General features: G+C 66.5%; 14 protein-coding genes. 3 read left to right on the top strand and 11 right to left on the bottom strand.

Annotated features, from left to right (window positions below; translation table 11 throughout):
- Positions 1-68 precede the first annotated feature (68 nt).
- The 10 genes from ACSVC7_RS10120 to rpsB form a co-directional block, all read right to left on the bottom strand.
- Positions 69-647, bottom strand: a complete 579-nt coding sequence (locus tag ACSVC7_RS10120; RefSeq protein WP_448202922.1) for an OmpH/Skp family outer membrane protein — start codon at positions 645-647, stop codon at positions 69-71.
- Positions 648-649: 2 nt separating this feature from the next.
- Entirely contained in the window at positions 650-2953 is a 2304-nt protein-coding gene (gene bamA, locus ACSVC7_RS10115) for an outer membrane protein assembly factor BamA (protein ID WP_448202923.1), read from the bottom strand.
- A gap of 80 nt (positions 2954-3033) precedes the next feature.
- On the bottom strand, positions 3034-4167 hold the full coding sequence (gene rseP, locus ACSVC7_RS10110) for an RIP metalloprotease RseP (protein ID WP_448202924.1): 1134 nt from the start codon (positions 4165-4167) through the stop codon (positions 3034-3036).
- Positions 4168-4203: 36 nt separating this feature from the next.
- A complete protein-coding gene (locus ACSVC7_RS10105) occupies positions 4204-5394 on the bottom strand; it encodes a 1-deoxy-D-xylulose-5-phosphate reductoisomerase (protein ID WP_448202925.1) in 1191 nt (396 codons plus the stop codon).
- Positions 5385-6251, bottom strand: coding sequence for a phosphatidate cytidylyltransferase (locus ACSVC7_RS10100; RefSeq protein ID WP_448202926.1), 867 nt, complete (start codon positions 6249-6251; stop codon positions 5385-5387). Before ACSVC7_RS10100 ends, ACSVC7_RS10105 begins: the two co-directional genes overlap by 10 nt.
- Positions 6178-6915 (bottom strand): isoprenyl transferase, encoded by a 738-nt coding sequence (locus ACSVC7_RS10095; protein ID WP_448202927.1) that lies wholly within the window; start codon positions 6913-6915, stop codon positions 6178-6180. The genes ACSVC7_RS10100 and ACSVC7_RS10095 overlap by 74 nt, the downstream gene beginning before the upstream one ends.
- Positions 6916-6919: 4 nt before the next feature.
- Complete coding sequence (gene frr, locus ACSVC7_RS10090) at positions 6920-7441, bottom strand: ribosome recycling factor (RefSeq protein ID WP_448203171.1); 522 nt, start codon at positions 7439-7441, stop codon at positions 6920-6922.
- 40 nt (positions 7442-7481) lie between these two features.
- Positions 7482-8237, bottom strand: coding sequence for a UMP kinase (gene pyrH, locus ACSVC7_RS10085; protein ID WP_448202928.1), 756 nt, complete (start codon positions 8235-8237; stop codon positions 7482-7484).
- 56 nt (positions 8238-8293) lie between these two features.
- Positions 8294-9223: a translation elongation factor Ts gene (tsf, locus tag ACSVC7_RS10080; protein WP_448202929.1), complete on the bottom strand. Its 930-nt coding sequence runs from the start codon at positions 9221-9223 to the stop codon at positions 8294-8296.
- Positions 9224-9338: 115 nt separating this feature from the next.
- Positions 9339-10124: a 30S ribosomal protein S2 gene (gene rpsB, locus ACSVC7_RS10075; protein ID WP_448202930.1), complete on the bottom strand. Its 786-nt coding sequence runs from the start codon at positions 10122-10124 to the stop codon at positions 9339-9341.
- Positions 10125-10419: 295 nt separating this feature from the next.
- Between rpsB and ACSVC7_RS10070 the strand changes: the two genes are divergently transcribed.
- From ACSVC7_RS10070 to ACSVC7_RS10060, 3 genes are all read left to right on the top strand, one after another.
- Complete coding sequence (locus ACSVC7_RS10070) at positions 10420-11394, top strand: Vgb family protein (protein ID WP_448202931.1); 975 nt, start codon at positions 10420-10422, stop codon at positions 11392-11394.
- 70 nt (positions 11395-11464) lie between these two features.
- Positions 11465-11707 (top strand): DUF4160 domain-containing protein, encoded by a 243-nt coding sequence (locus tag ACSVC7_RS10065; protein WP_448202932.1) that lies wholly within the window; start codon positions 11465-11467, stop codon positions 11705-11707.
- On the top strand, positions 11691-11945 hold the full coding sequence (locus ACSVC7_RS10060; protein ID WP_448202933.1) for a DUF2442 domain-containing protein: 255 nt from the start codon (positions 11691-11693) through the stop codon (positions 11943-11945). Before ACSVC7_RS10065 ends, ACSVC7_RS10060 begins: the two co-directional genes overlap by 17 nt.
- A 3-nt stretch (positions 11946-11948) precedes the next feature.
- Here the strand turns inward: ACSVC7_RS10060 and dnaE are convergent, their stop codons facing one another.
- Positions 11949-15431 carry a DNA polymerase III subunit alpha gene (gene dnaE / locus ACSVC7_RS10055; RefSeq protein WP_448202934.1) on the bottom strand — a complete coding sequence of 1161 codons (3483 nt, stop codon included), beginning with the start codon at positions 15429-15431 and terminating at the stop codon, positions 11949-11951.
- Positions 15432-15472 lie beyond the last annotated feature (41 nt).

Below are 15472 nucleotides of genomic sequence, written 5' to 3'. Positions count from 1 at the left end.
GAAAGGCCGTCACCACCTGTACAGGCGATGACGGCCCGCTCCACGCAACACGGAGGCTGCGCAAAACTTTACTGCTTCGGAATATTGAGCGCGACCTGCGGCAGCTTCTTGTTGACCCGCTCCATCACCGTGTCGGTGACGTCGAGCTGGGTGTCCACAAGCACGAACTGCTGGCGGGCGAGGACGAGGTTGGCGCCACGCTCGCGGGCCACCTCGGCGACAACCTCCACCATGCTCTTGTGGACGACCGCCATCGCCTCGTTCAGGGCGTTTTCCAGGACGCGCTTGCGGGCCTGAACGGTCTTCTGCACGTCCGCGACCTGCTTCTCGAAGTCGCGGCGCTTCGCGGCGAGCGCGTCCGGCGCCAGGACGGTCTGCTGCTTGCGCAGTTCCTCCTCGGACTTGCGCAGCTTGTCCTCCAGCGAGGAGATTTCCTTCTGATAGGTGTCGCGCAGCGACTCGAAGGACTTCGAAACGCCCTTGGAGGCGGTCGACTCCTGCATGATTTTCTGGACGTCCACCACCGCGATGACGGGCGCCTTGAGGTCGGGTTTCTTGTCCTCGGCGAACGCCGTCGGAGCGGTGAAGGCCACACCCGCCAACACCGCACCGGCGGCGAGCAGCGCCCTGATCTTGCTGAACTTCATCGTTAGAACCTGGTTCCGAAGCTGAAACGGAAAATTTCTGTCTTGTCGAACGATTCCTTGCGGACCGGCACGGCGAAATCAAGGCGGATCGGGCCGAACGGCGACCGCCACGAAACGCCCGTGCCGACTGCCACGCGCAGCGACTCCTTGTCCGCGACCAGCGGGTCGTTGATGTCCGCCTTGCCCAGCGTGCCGAAGTCGGTGAAGGCGTGTCCCTTCAGGCCGAACTCTTCCGGCAGGCCGAGCGGGAAGTTCATCTCGACCGATCCGCGGGCGTAGCGCGTGCCGCCCAGCGCGTCGCCGGTCCGCAGGTCACGCGGGCCGATGCCGGCGGTCTTGAAGCCGCGCAGCGTGTCGCCGCCGATGAAGAAGCGGTCGGCGAGGAACACATCCTCGCCACCCCATCCGACGATGTAGCCCAGCTCACCGGAGGCGCTGAGAACCCAGCTCTCGTCGAACACCGGCAGGTAATAACCGGCGCCGAGGCGGTTGCGCAGGAACTTGGCGTTGCCGCCCACGCCGGCGACATCGTTGGTCAGGCGGATGTAGTAGCCGTCCGTCGGGTCCAGGCGGCTGTTGCGCCGGTCGTAGGTCAGCTCCTGGCCGATCAGCGAGGTCAGGCGGGCGCCTTTCTGCTGCTGAATGTAGATCGACGCCGTCGTCGGGACGCTGGTGATGTCCGTGTTCTGCAGCTGGTAGTAGACGCGCTGACGCAGGTTATCGGTCAGCGGATAGCCCATGCGCAGCGCGAAGCCCGTGTCCTTTTCGTTGAACGAGCTCTCACTCTGGTAATCGCGGGTGATCCGGAAGACGTCGAAACCGGCAGAAATGTCGCGATCCAGGAAGTACGGCTCGGTGAAGGAGACGTCGTATTCCTGCCTGCGCTTCGACACCGTGGCGCCGAAGCGCAGGTCCTGGCCGCGGCCGAGCAGGTTGCGCTCGCGGATCGAGAAGTCGGCCAACGGGCCGTCGGTCGTCGAGTAACCGGCACCGATGGCGATTTCGCCGGTGGACTGCTCGGTCACCTCGACGTTCACGACGGTCCGGTCGGGGGCGGTCCCCTCGGCCGTTGTGATGTTCACCTTCTCGAAGTAGCCGAGATCCTTGATCCGCTGTTCGGACCGACGCAGCTTCGTGGCGCTGAACGGGTCGCCCTCCGACACCAGCATCTCGCGCCGGACGACCTTGTCGAGCGTGCGGACGTTGCCGTTGACGTCGATGCGCTCCACGAACACGCGCGGGCCTTCGACGATCTCGTAGGTGATGTCGATCGACTGGTTCTCGCGGTTGCGCGTGATGCGCGGCCGCACGTCAACGAAGGCGTACTGCAAGTCGCCGACCGCGGTCGACAGCTTGTTGATGGTGTTCTCCACCTCCATGGCGTTGTACCAGTCGCCTTCGCGCGTGGTCATCACGCTGCGCAGTTGCTCTGGATCCAGCGCCTTCAGGGTGCTGCTGATGTCGACCTTGCCGAACTTGTAGCGCTCGCCCTCGTCCACCGTGAAGGTGATGACGAAATCCTCGCGGTCCGGCGTCAGCTCCGCAACGGCGGAGACGACGCGGAAGTCGGCGTAGCCTTCCTTCAGGTAGTAGCGGCGCAGCAGGTCGCGGTCATAGTTCAGACGGTCCGGATCATAATTGTCGTCGGACGTCAGGAACCGCCACCAGGCGGTCTCCTTCGTCTGAATGGCTTCGCGCAGCGAGCCGTCGGAGAATTTCTCGTTGCCGACGAAGGTGATGCGGCGCACGCCGGTGCGCGGGCCTTCGTTGATCTCGAACACCAGGTCGACGCGGTTCTGGTCGAGCTGGATAATCTTCGGTTCAACCGTCGCGGCGAAGCGACCCTGGCGGCGATAGATGTCCAGGATGCGCTGCACATCGCTTTGCACGCGGGTGCGCGTGTAGACGACGCGGGGACGGAGCTGGATTTCCTTCTCCAGGTTCTCCTTCTCGATGCGCCGGTTTCCTTCGAAGGCGATGCGGTTGATGATCGGGTTTTCGACCACCGCGACCACCAGCACGTCGCCATCGCGCTTCAGCACCACATCCGCGAAGAGACCCGTGTTGAACAGGTTCTTCAGCGACTGGTCGATGCGGTCGGGATCGAAGGGATCGCCGGGCGACACCGACAGGTAGGAGCGCACGGTCGTGGGCTCGATGCGCTGAACCCCTTCCACACGGATGTCGCGGATGGTGCCGCCAGAAAACATCTGCGCGACCACGGTCCGATCACCGAAGGAACCGGGTTTGGCCCCGCCGGTCTGGGCCCAGCCCACTTGGGAAAGGGCAAGAGTAACCGTCGTCATGGCGCAACCAGCCAACAGGCCGGCGGCCAGAACCCTGCTCGACACCCGCAAAGCACGCTCCCTGGCTTTGGGGGCGATCGTTAGGAAATCAGCCCCCGAAAGAATTCCACCACGCGAAGCTGAACGAGATCGTTCCACGTGGCGAAAACCATGAGCGTTAATACCAAAGCGAGACCGATGCGGAAACCGTATTCTTGCGCTCTAGGTCCGAGCGGGCGTCCGCGCACACCTTCGAAGGCGTAGAACAGCAGATGGCCGCCGTCCAGCAGCGGGACCGGGAACAGGTTGATCAGGCCCAGATTGACCGACAGGAAGGTCATGAACCAGACCAGCGGGTACCAGCCGCTCTGCGCCACCTCGCCTGACATCTGGGCGATCCGCAACGGTCCGCCCAGTTCCTCCGTCCCGCGCGATCCCTCGATCATCTGGCCGAGCGCGGTGAAGGTGCCCGTGACCATGCCGGTGACCTCGCGCGTCGCCTGCCAGAAGGCGGTCAGCGGGTCGTGGCGCTTGTTTTCCGCCCCCGCGCGCATGATGCCGAGTTGGCCGATGCGGTGCGTGTTGCCGAATCGGTCGGTGACTTCCTTAACATCGGGCGTGGCGGTCAGCGTCTCCGTACGGCCGTCCCGCTGCACCGTCATCTGCAGGGGCTCGCCCGGTTGGATGGAGACGATCTGGCGGATTTCCTCGAAACGCTGGATCCCGCTGCCGTTGATGGAGACGATCACGTCACCCGGCCGCAGCCCGGCCCGCTCCGCCGCGCTGCCCGGCTGCACCCCGCCGACGTCCGGCGGCGTGAAGGACTGGCCGGCCGTGGCGAACAGCACCGTCAGCACGACGATGGCGAAAACGAAATTGGCGATGGGCCCGGCCGCGACGATGGCGGCCCGCTGACCGAGCCGCTTGTGATGGAAGGAGACGGCCTTCTCTTCCGGCGTCATGTGCTGCGTGTGGGCGCCCGGCGTGCTGGCCGGGTCGGCGTCCCCAAACATCTTCACGTAGCCGCCGAGCGGGATGGCGCTGAACTTCCAGCGGGTGCCGGTGCGGTCGGTCCAGCCGAACAGCTCCGGCCCGAAACCGATGGAGAAGACCTCGATCCGCACGCCGTTGCGGCGCGCCACGAGATAATGGCCGAGTTCGTGCACAAACACGAGCACGGTTAGGACCAGCAGGAAAGACAGCAGCGTGGTCCCGAATCCGCCCATAACGCCCATCACACCCTTTGCAGCTCGACCTGTCTCATGCCGGGATCAGCGGCCCAGCGCCGCCACCCGGTCCGTCGCCACGCGGCGTGCCTCGGCGTCCGTCTCCCGCACCTCGGCAAGATCGCGGAGCGGACGATGCGGCAGCGTCTCCAACGTACCCTCGACGATCGTTTCGATGTCGAGGAAGCCGATTCGGCGGTCGAGAAACGCCTGCACGGCCACTTCATTGGCGGCACTGAGAATAGTAGGAGCGCCCCCACCGCTTTGCAAGGCGGCCCGGGCAAGCCGCAGGGCCGGGAATCGCTCGGGATCCGGCGCCTCGAAGGTCAGGGTCGCCGCCTTGACGAGGTCGAGTCGCTCCGCCGGGGTCGGGATGCGCGCCGGCCAGCCGAGCGCATAGGCGATGGGCGTGCGCATGTCCGGGGTGCCCAACTGCGCCAGAACCGACCCGTCCACATACTCGACCAGGGAATGGATGACCGATTGAGGATGGACCAGGATGTCGATCCTCTCCTCCGGAACGCCGAAGAGGAAGTGGGCCTCGATCAGCTCCAGACCCTTGTTCATCATGGTGGCGCTGTCGACCGAGATCTTGGCGCCCATGTCCCAGGTCGGGTGCGCCACCGCCTGCTCCCGCGTCGCCGCCGCCATGAAAGCGCGATCCTTGGTGCGGAAGGGGCCGCCGGACGCGGTGAGAATAAGGCGCTGGATGCTCTCCACCCGGTCGAAGTCGAAGACCTGGTAGATGGCCGAATGCTCGCTGTCCACCGGCAGCAGCGTGGCGCCGTGGCGCCCCACCTCCTCCATCATCAGGGCGCCGGCGCAGACCAGCACCTCCTTGTTCGCGAAGGCAACACAGGCCCCGCGGCGCACGGCGGCGAGAGTCGGTTCCAGCCCGGCGGCGCCGACGATGGCGGCCATGACCCAGTCGGACGGGCGGTTCGCGGCCTCGGCCACGGCCTCCGCGCCGGCAGCAACCTCCACGCCGGTGCCGGACAGCGCATCCTTCAGGTCCGCGTAACCGGCGGGATCGGCAACGACGGCAAGCCGGGGTTTGAGGCGGCGGGCCTGCTCGGCCAGCAGGGCAACGTTGCGGTTGGCTGTGAGCGCCTCGACGGGAAAACGCTCCGGATCGCGCGCGACGAGGTCGATGGTCTGCGTGCCGACGGAACCGGTCGAACCGAGGATCGTCACGCGGCGCGGCGCATCCGCCGAGGCATTACCCGTCACCACCATGACTTCGCCATCCCAAGGGTCGCGTGGAAAAGTGCCAGCACCGGGGCGGCGACCAGCAGCCCGTCGATGCGGTCGAGGATGCCGCCATGCCCCGGAATGAGATGGCCGCTGTCCTTGACGTCGAAGCGGCGCTTGACGGCTGATTCGAACAGGTCGCCCGCCTGCCCCACCACGGCCAGCAGCCCGCCGACCAGCAGGGCCAGCGCCGGCCGTTGCGCGGCGAAGGCCGCGGCCACGCCCCAGCCGACGAGGGCGGAGCTGACCATTCCACCGATCAGACCGGCCCAGGTCTTCTTAGGGCTGATTCGCGGGGCCAGTTTCGGCCCGCCGATGGTGCGCCCGGCGGCATAGGCCCCCACGTCGGTCGCCCACACCGCCAGCATGGTGAAGAGGAACAGGGAAAGGCCAGCGTTCGGCAGATCGCGCAGCCACATCAGCCCGATGATGCCCGCCGCCACATAGACCACGCCGAGCCCGAGGAGCCACCGCTCCTTACCGCCGCCGATCACGGCGATCGCGACCGCGGCGGCAACGGCAACGAGCATGGCCGCCGCCGGTCCGGCCAGGATCTGCGCCGCCATGGCCAGCAGAACGCCGGCCACGGACAGCGCCAGAGCCGGCCTTTTGCGGTCGCTCGGCACGAGGTTGACCCATTCCGTGATGGCGAGAACGGCCCCCAGCGCGATCAGCGCGCGGAAGACCCAGCCGCCCATCCAGACGGCGGCCAGCACGAGGGGCGCCATGACGAGCGCCGACAGGACGCGCGTCTTGAGATCCCCGGTCTTAGCGGGAGCTGGCGGTGGCGCCGAAGCGACGCTCCCGTCGGTGGAACTCTTCAATCGCCGCCTCCAGATCACGCTTGGTGAAGTCGGGCCAGAGCGTGTCCACGAAGACCAGCTCGGCGTAAGCCGCCTGCCAGAGCAGGAAGTTGCTGATGCGCTTCTCGCCGCTGGTGCGGATGATCAGGTCGGGGTCGGGAATGTCGGCCGTAAACAGGCGGCCGGAGACCGCCTCCTCGTCGATGTCCTTCGGGTCGAGCCGCCCGGCCTGGACCTCTTCCGCCAAGCGACGGGCGGCGAGCGTGATCTCCTGCCGGGAACCGTAGCTGAGCGCGACCACCAGCGTCAGCTTGCGGTTGTCCCGCGTGAGGTTTTCGGCATCCTCGATCAGCCGGACGATGTCCGCCGACAGCCGCGCCCGGTCGCCGATCACCCGCAGCCGCACGCCGTTCTTGTGCAGGACCGCGATCTCGCTGCGCAGGTAGAAGCGCAGGAGTTGCATCAGATCCGACACCTCCTCCTCCGGCCGGCGCCAGTTCTCGGAGGAGAAGCTGAAGATCGTCAGATAGCCGATCCCCAGGTCGCCGGCGGCCTCGACCGTACGGCGAACCGCATCCACGCCCTTTTTGTGGCCGGCGGTGCGCGGCAAGCCCCTGGCCTTCGCCCAGCGCCCGTTGCCGTCCATGATCACGGCCACGTGCGCGGGCGGGCGCAGGGGGCGGCTGTCTTCCGCGTCGCGCATGCCGTCAGACCTGCATGATGTCCTTTTCTTTTTGCGCAAGCGCATCGTCGATCAGCTTGATGTGCTGATCGGTGAGGGCCTGCACCTTGTCCGCCTGTTCCTTGTGCTCGTCCTGGGTGATCTCGCTGGCCTTTTCCGCCTTCTTCAGGCCGTCCATGCCGTCGCGGCGGATGTTGCGCACGGCGACGCGGGCCTGCTCGGCGTACTTGTGGGCGACCTTGGCGAGTTCCTTGCGACGCTCCTGGGTCAGGTCGGGCAGCGGCACGCGGATGGTCTGGCCTTCCGTCTGCGGGTTCAGGCCGAGACCCGAATCGCGAATGGCCTTCTCCGTCGCCTTGACCATGCCACGGTCCCAGACAGTCACGGTGATCAGGCGCGGCTCCGGCACGCTGACGGTGCCGACCTCCTTGAGGTGCATCTTGCTGCCGTAGGCCTCAACGGTCACGGGCTCAAGCAGGCTGGCGGAGGCGCGGCCGGTGCGCAGACCGCTCAACTCCTTACGAAACGCCTCAAGCGCTCCTTCCATGCGGCGCTTGAGATCCGATGCGTCGGGCGCAGCCACGGGCTTACTCCGTTTCTTCTGTTATGATCGTAAATTTGCCCCGACCCTGCATCACCTCGGCGAAGGCGCCCGGCGTGTGGATCGAGAAGACGAGTATGGGGATGTGGTTCTCGCGCGCCAAGGAGATTGCGGAGGCGTCCATCACCTGAAGGTCCTTCGCCAGGACATCAAGGTAGGTAAGACGTTCGTACCGGCTCGCGTCCTTCACCTTCTTGGGGTCGGCGGTGTAGACGCCGTCGACCTGCGTGCCCTTGAGCAGCGCATCGCAGCCCATCTCCGACGCGCGGAGTGCTGCGGCGGTATCGGTGGTGAAGAACGGGTTGCCGGTGCCGGCGGCGAAGATCACCACGCGGCCCTTCTCCATGTGCCGGATGGCACGGCGGCGAATGTAAGGCTCGCAGACCGAGGACATGGGGATGGCCGACTGCACGCGGGTCGTCACGCCCATCCGCTCCAGCGCGCTCTGCATGGAGAGCGCGTTCATCACGGTGGCGAGCATCCCGACGTAGTCGGCCGAGGCCCGTTCCATGCCGCCCGCGGCACCCTTCACACCCCGGAAGATGTTTCCCCCGCCGATGACCAGGCTGACCTGGACACCAAGCTCGATCACCGCCTTCACCTCGTTGGCGACGCGGTTGACCACCTCCGGATCGAGGCCGTAGTCGCGCTGACCCATCAACGCTTCGCCCGATACCTTGAGAAGGACTCGTTTGAAGCGGACGGCTTCAGCCGGCACGGTGGTCCCGGAGGTTGCGGCCATGGGGGACTGTCTCCCGGTTGTTGGTGTGAAGAGTGAAGCGGCGGCCCTGACGGTCCTTACTTCTGGCCCGCGGCGGCAGCGACTTCGGCGGCGAAATCGCTCTCCGCCTTCTCGATGCCCTCGCCCAGCGCGTAGCGGACGAAGCCGGTCACCTTCACCGGGGCGCCGATGTCCTTGGCGGCGTTCTCGACCACCTTGCGGACCTTGGTCTCGCCGTCGATGACGTAGGTCTGCTCCAGCAGCACCACTTCCTCGTAGTACTTGCGGATGCGGCCTTCGAGCATCTTCTCGACGATGTTCTCCGGCTTGCCGGAGGCGCGGGCCTGCTCGGCGAGCACGTTGCGCTCACGCTCCAGCGCGGAGGTGTCGACGTCGGCGATGTCCAGGGCGTCCGGGCGGGCGGCGGCGATGTGCATCGCGATCTGCTTGCCCAGCTCGTTCAGCTTGGCGGCGTCGCCGGTCGACTCCAGGGCGACCAGCACGCCGATCTTGCCGAGGCCCGGCGCGATGGCCGAGTGGACGTAGGACACGACGACGCCCGCCGGGACCGACAGCTTGGTCGAACGGCGGATGTTCATGTTCTCGCCAATGGTGGCGATCAGGTTGGTCAGCTCTTCCTGGACCGAACGGCCAGCGCCCGGGTAGGCGGTCGCCTTCAGGCCCTCGGCATCGCCGGCGCCAGTCAGCGCCAGTTCGGCGGCCTTCAGGGAGAAAGCCTGGAACTTGTCGTTGCGCGCGACGAAGTCGGTCTCGGCGTTCACCTCGACGACGGCACCGGCGGTGCCGGCGGTGGCGACGGCGACCAGACCCTCGGCGGCGACGCGGCCCGACTTCTTGGCGGCGGCGGCGAGGCCCTTCTTGCGCAGCCAGTCAACGGCGCCCTCAAGGTCGCCCTGGGTCTCGGCCAGCGCCTTCTTGCAGTCCATCATGCCCGCGCCGGTCTTCTCGCGCAGTTCCTTGACGAGCGCGGCGGTAATCTCGGCCATGGTTTCGCCCTCTTCCTTCCGAACGGATCCAAGCGGATCGGGTTGACGCAAACAACTCATAAAAAAGGCAGCCGGGCCATAGGTCGTAAGGCCCGGCTGCCCCGTGTCACCGGGATCAGGCCTGGGCTTGCTCGGCCTCGGCCCCTTCCTCTTCCGGCAGCTGCTCGGCCGGGGCGTCCTCGCGGGCGCCGACGTCGATGCCGGCGGCGCTCATCTCGGCCTGCAGGCCGTCAAGCACGGCGCCGTTCACCAGCTCGCAGTACAGGTCGATGGCGCGGAGCGCGTCGTCGTTGCCCGGGATCGGGAAAGCGACGCCGTCCGGATCGGAGTTGCTGTCGATCACCGCGATGACCGGGATGCCCAGCTTGTTGGCTTCCTTGACCGCGATCGACTCCTTGTTGGTGTCGATGATGAAGAGGACGTCCGGCAGACCGCCCATCTCCTTGATGCCGCCCAGCGCACGCTCCAGCTTGTCGCGCTCGCGGGTCAGCTCCAGGATTTCGCGCTTGGTCAGGCCCGAGGTGTCGCCGGCCAGACGCTCTTCCATCTCGCGCAGGCGCTTGATCGACTGGGAGATGGTCTTCCAGTTGGTCAGCATGCCGCCGAGCCAGCGGTGGTTCACGTAGTACTGGCCGCACTTCGAAGCCGCCTCGGCGACCTTCTCCTGGGCCTGGCGCTTGGTGCCGACGAACAGGACGCGGCCGCCGCCGGCGACGACGTCACGGACGGCCTGAAGGGCGCGGTGCAGGGCCGGGACGGTCTGCTCCAGGTCGATGATGTGCACGCCGTTGCGCACGCCGAAGATGTACTGGGACATCTTCGGGTTCCAACGGCGGGTGTGGTGGCCGAAGTGGACGCCGGCTTCGAGCAGCTGGCGCATCGTGAAGGACGGGATAGCCATTTGGAAAACTTCCTTTTCCGGTTGCTCCGCCGCGGGCATTGTCCCTGTGACAAGACACCGGATCGGGCCTTCGGGGTAAAGCCGAGGGTCCGCCAGCCCGCGTGAGGTTTTGACGACGGCGCTTACATAGCCCGGCGAAACCGCTTTGGCAACAGGGTTGGCGGGTTACGTACCGAGTTGGCTGCGCCGCTGGCCGAGTTGGCTGCGTCGCTGGTGTTCCCCGCTGCGCCGCCGGCGTTGGTTCCGGTCACCAAACACGCCATCTGTCTTCAACATCCGGCTTGAGGAGGTGTCCATGCCGACTCTTCGCATCGCGCTCGCCGCCATGGTCCTGTTCATCGGCACCGCCCTCGGGGCCGGCGCGTCGCCGGAGGGGCGGACCTACGAGGTGCCGCGGGGCGCTCACCCGCACGACGTCGCTCCTGCACCGGACGGAATGGTCTGGTACACGGCACAGGCGCAGGGCGCCTTGGGCATCCTCGACCCGGCCAGCGGCAAGGTCCGGCAGGTGCCGCTGGGGAAGGGCTCACGGCCACATGGGGTCGTCGCGGGGCCGGACGGCGCCGCCTGGATCACCGACGGCGGGCAGAACGCCATCGTCCGCTTCGACCCAAAAACGGAAAAGGTCGATGTCTGGAAACTGCCGGAGGGCACCGGCAACACCAACCTGAACACCGCCGCGTTCGACCGTGCGGGCGTGCTGTGGTTCACCGGACAGAGCGGAATTTACGGCCGTTTCGATCCCAGGACCAGGGACATGCTGGTGCGCAAGGCGCCGCGCGGCACCGGCCCCTACGGAATCACGGCGACTCCGGACGGGAGCGTCTATTACGCCTCCCTGGCCGGCAACCACATCGCCCGCATCGATCCGGCCACGGCCGAGGCCACCGTCATCGAGCCGCCGACCAGGGAGCAAGGTGCCCGGCGCATCTGGTCCGACTCCAAGGGCAACCTGTGGGTCAGCGAATGGAACGTCGGGCAGCTCAGCCGCTACACGCCCTCCAGCAACCAGTGGAAGACCTGGCCCCTGCCCGGCCGGAACCCGTCGGCTTACGCGGTCTATGTGGACGACCAGGACATGGTCTGGGTCAGTGATTGGGGCTCCAACGCCGTCCTGCGTTTCGACCCTGGGGCGGAGCGGTTTACATCCTTTCCCAACAGCGCCGACAACGCGGATGTCCGGCAATTGCTGGGGCGGCCCGGAGAGGTGTGGGTCCCGGAGTCGGGGCTGGATCGGATTCGGGTGATTCGATCCGGGACGGCGGGGTGATCGGGATGCACGTCACCCATCATGCCCGGCCTGTGGTATCCTTCGTTGCCACGTTGAAGGAGAAGGCCCGATGCCGGTCGTTTTTCGTTGGCAGGGAATCAGGTTCTTCTTCTATTCGAACGAGGGGAACCCGCGAGAGCCAATCCATATTCACGCCGACCGACAAGGCGCCGAGGCGAAGTTCTGGCTGTACCCCGACGTGCGCGTGGCCGAAAGCGCGGGCTTCGACCGAAGGACCTTGGCGGACTTGATGCGGGTGGTGGAACAGCACAGGGCGGACATCGAAAGGGCATGGCATGAGCACTTCGGCTGAATCGCTTCACTTCGACGACCACACCATGTGGGTGAACCTGCAGGACGGCCGGACGATCGGCGTCCCTCTCGCTTGGTTCCCTCGGCTGCTCAACGCTTCCCCCGAGCAGCGCCAGGGCTACCGGATCAGCGTGACCGGGCGTGGGCTGCATTGGGATGAGTTGGACGAGGACATCTCCGTCGCGGGCCTCCTGGAGGGGCGAGGCGACCAGACCTACCGCACGCAGTCCGCCGCCTGAACCCTACAGTTCCACCACCTCCACCACGCCCGGCACGGCCTTCAGGGCGGCGCGGCTCTGGCTGGTGATGTTGAAGGCGCCGGGGAGCTGGATTTCCACCTCCTTCAGCGGGTCGATCTCGACCAGCAAGTGAATCTTGCCCTTGCCTCGGCCCAGCCGGTCCAGCATGCCCCGGATGCTTTCCACCGGCTTGTCGTCGCGCACCACCAGCTTGAGGCCGTCGGAAACCTGGGCGACCGCCTCTTCCAGCGGCTTCACCTCCTGGCAGGTCAGGCGGATTTCCTCGCCGTTCATCTGGGCGTCCACGGTCATCATGACCGGGCGCCCGGCCTCCAGAAGCTCGCGGTTGCCGGCCAGCACTTCCGAGAAGCAGGTCACCTCGTAGCCGCCGCTGGCGTCGGACAGCTCCACGAAGGCGAAGCGGTTGCCGGATTTCGCGGTCTTCTCCTTCCGGCTGACGACGATGCCGGCCATCTTGTACCGGGTAGAGCCGCCGCGCGACATGGCCTGGGCCAGTTCCGCCGACTTGACCACCTTCATGCGCCCCAGCGGGCCGGAGAAGGCGTCCAGCGGGTGGGCGGACAGGTAGAAGCCGATGGCGCCGAACTCGTGCTTCAGCTTCTCCAGCGGCTCCCAATCCTTGACCTTGGGGAGGTCGGGCTCCTTCAGACCGCCGCCACCGCCGCCGAACAGGTTGCCGATGCCGCTCTCGCGCTCCGCCGTTTCGGCCTGGGCGTAGCGGATCAGCGTTTCCAGCGCGGCGTGCACCTGGGCGCGGTTGGGGTTGATCTCGTCGAAGGCGCCGGCGCAGGTCAGGTTTTCGAGCTGGCGTTTGTTGATCGTCTTCAGGTCCAGGCGCCGGGCGAAGTCGAACAGGCTCTTGTAGGGGCCGTTCTTCCGCCGCTCCTCCACCACCGCCTTCATGGCCGGCAGGCCGACGCCCTTGACGGCGGCCAGGGCGTAGCGCACGGCCTTACTGCCGTCCGGAAGGGTTTCCACGCCGAAGATGCTGTCAGACTTGTTGATGTCCGGCGTCAGCAGTTTGATCTTGAGCCGCGACAACTCTTGCCGGAAGACGTTCAGCTTGTCGGTGTTGCCGAGGTCGAGCGTCATGGACGCCGCCATGAACTCCACCGGGTGGTTCGCCTTCAAATAGGCCGTGTGGTAGGCGACCAGCGCGTAGGCGGCGGCGTGCGACTTGTTGAAGCCGTAGCCGGCGAACTTCATGACCTGATCGAAGATCATGCTGGCCTGGTCGGGATCCACGCCGCGGCCGGCGGCGCCGTCGCAGAAGATCTTCCGCTGGGCGTCCATCTCCTCCTTGATCTTCTTGCCCATGGCGCGGCGCAGAAGATCGGCGCCGCCCAGCGAGTAGCCGGACAGCACCTGGGCGATCTGCATGACCTGCTCCTGGTAGATCATGATCCCGAAGGTTTCCTTCAGGATCGGCTCCAGGGTCGGGTTCATGTAGTCGGCCGGCTCTTCCCCGTTCTTCACCTTGATGTATTTGGGGATGTTGTCCATCGGACCCGGCCGGTACAGCGACACGAGCGCGATGATGTCCTCCAGCCGGTTCGGCTTCAGGCGGCGCAGCACGTCGCGCATGCCCGAACTTTCCAGCTGGAACACGCCGGTCGATTCGGCGCGGCCCAGAAGCTCGTAGCTCTTGGGGTCGTCCAGCGTGACGGTGGTCAGGTCCGGCTTGGGCTCGATCAGGTCCACCGCCGTCTTCAGCACGGTCAGCGTCTTCAGGCCCAGGAAGTCGAACTTCACCAGACCGGCCTGCTCCACGTACTTCATGTTGAACTGGGTGACCGGCATGTCCGAGCGCGGGTCTCGGTACAGCGGCACCAGTTCGTGCAGCGGCCGGTCGCCGATCACCACGCCGGCTGCGTGGGTCGAAGCATGGCGGTACAGGCCTTCCAGCTTCAGCGCGATGTTGATGAGGCGCGCCACCGTCTCGTCGCCATCGCGGGCTTGGCGCAGCATCTCCTCGCTGTCCAGCGCCTGCTGGAGCGTCACCGGGTTGGCCGGGTTGTTCGGCACCAGCTTGCAGATCTTGTCCACCTGCCCGTAGGGCATCTGCAGCACGCGCCCGACGTCGCGCAGCACGGCGCGCGCCTGGAGCTTACCGAAGGTGATGATCTGAGCGACGCGGTCGTAGCCGTACTTGTCCTGGACGTAGCGGATCACCTCTTCGCGGCGGTCCTGGCAGAAGTCCACGTCGAAGTCGGGCATCGACACGCGTTCGGGGTTCAGGAAGCGCTCGAACAGCAGGCCGAAGCGCAGCGGGTCGAGGTCGGTGATGGTCAGCGCCCAGGCGACGACGGAGCCGGCACCCGAACCACGGCCCGGCCCCACGGGGATGTCGTGCGCCTTCGCCCATTTGATGAAGTCCGACACGATCAGGAAGTAGCCGGGAAACTTCATCTTCACGATGACGTCCAGCTCGAACTCCAGCCGCTCGAAATAGGTTTTGCGGGTTTCCTCGCGCTGTTCCGGCGTCATGTCCGGCCGGAAGACGACGGTGTCGAGGCGCATCTCCAAGCCCTCGCGGGACTGGGCGCGCAGTTCCTCCGACTCGTCGCGGTCGCCCTCGCAGGGGAAGGGCGGCAGGATGGGCTTGATCGGCTTCAGCAGGAAGGAGCAGCGCCGGGCGATGGCGACCGTGTTGTCCACCGCCTCCGGCAGGTCCTTGAACAGATCCCGCATCTCCTCGGCCGACTTGAAGCGGTGGTCGGGGGTCAGGCGGCGGCGTTCGGTCTGGCTGATGTAGGCGCCCTCGGCGATGCAGAGCAGCGCGTCGTGCGCCTCGTACATGTCCTCGGTCGCGAAATAGCAGTCGTTGGTGGCGACCAGCGGCAGATCGTGCGCGTAGGCGAGGTCGATCAGCGCCGGCTCGACAGCGTCCTCAAGCGTGGCGAAATGATTGCTGTGCCGCTGAAGCTCCACATAGAGCCGGCCCGGGAACAGCCGCTTCAGCCGTTCCAGCACCTCCAGCGCCAAGTCCTTCTGCCCCTCGCCGAGCAGCCGACCGACCGAGCCGCCGGGACCGCCGGTCAGCGCGATCAGCCCGCCGGAATGCCCCTCCAGCGCGTCCAGCGTCACCTGGGGGCCGGCCATCGGGTCCGACTCCAGAAAGGCCTTGGACACCAGCTTCATCAGGTTCCGGTAGCCCTCCTCTGTCTGGCAGAGCAGGACGAGCTGGTCGGGGACCGCCGCCCCTTTCCCCGGCAGGCCGGGCTTGCTGTTGGCGGGGCCGACTCGGGTGATGCCCAGCACGGTGCCGATGATCGGCTGCACGCCGGAGTCGGCGGCCGCCAGCGCGAACTCCAGCGCGCCGAAAAGGTTGCCGGTGTCGGTCACCGCGACCGCCGGCATCCCCTTCTTCTGGCAGAGCTTGACCAGCTCCTTCACCTTGATGGCGCCCTCGGACAGGGAGTAGGCGGAGTGGACGCGCAGGTGGATGAAGTCGGCGTGGGGCATGATCGGGTGGGGCACCGGGTCCGGCGGAATGGGAATAGCCT

The sequence above is a fragment of the Azospirillum mesophilum genome, assembly GCF_053470405.2.
This window is presented reverse-complemented; position numbering and strand designations above follow the sequence as displayed.

Coding starts and splice junctions, on each gene's coding strand:
- frr (WP_448203171.1), bottom strand. CDS start 7,441: ATGGAAGGAGCGCTTGAGGCGTTTCGTAAGGAGTTGAGCGGTCTGCGC.
- ACSVC7_RS10065 (WP_448202932.1), top strand. CDS start 11,465: ATGCCGGTCGTTTTTCGTTGGCAGGGAATCAGGTTCTTCTTCTATTCG.
- pyrH (WP_448202928.1), bottom strand. CDS start 8,237: ATGGCCGCAACCTCCGGGACCACCGTGCCGGCTGAAGCCGTCCGCTTC.
- bamA (WP_448202923.1), bottom strand. CDS start 2,953: ATGACGACGGTTACTCTTGCCCTTTCCCAAGTGGGCTGGGCCCAGACC.
- ACSVC7_RS10095 (WP_448202927.1), bottom strand. CDS start 6,915: ATGCGCGACGCGGAAGACAGCCGCCCCCTGCGCCCGCCCGCGCACGTG.
- ACSVC7_RS10060 (WP_448202933.1), top strand. CDS start 11,691: ATGAGCACTTCGGCTGAATCGCTTCACTTCGACGACCACACCATGTGG.
- dnaE (WP_448202934.1), bottom strand. CDS start 15,431: ATGCCCCACGCCGACTTCATCCACCTGCGCGTCCACTCCGCCTACTCC.
- ACSVC7_RS10120 (WP_448202922.1), bottom strand. CDS start 647: ATGAAGTTCAGCAAGATCAGGGCGCTGCTCGCCGCCGGTGCGGTGTTG.
- ACSVC7_RS10105 (WP_448202925.1), bottom strand. CDS start 5,394: ATGGTGGTGACGGGTAATGCCTCGGCGGATGCGCCGCGCCGCGTGACG.
- rseP (WP_448202924.1), bottom strand. CDS start 4,167: ATGGGCGTTATGGGCGGATTCGGGACCACGCTGCTGTCTTTCCTGCTG.
- tsf (WP_448202929.1), bottom strand. CDS start 9,223: ATGGCCGAGATTACCGCCGCGCTCGTCAAGGAACTGCGCGAGAAGACC.
- rpsB (WP_448202930.1), bottom strand. CDS start 10,124: ATGGCTATCCCGTCCTTCACGATGCGCCAGCTGCTCGAAGCCGGCGTC.
- ACSVC7_RS10070 (WP_448202931.1), top strand. CDS start 10,420: ATGCCGACTCTTCGCATCGCGCTCGCCGCCATGGTCCTGTTCATCGGC.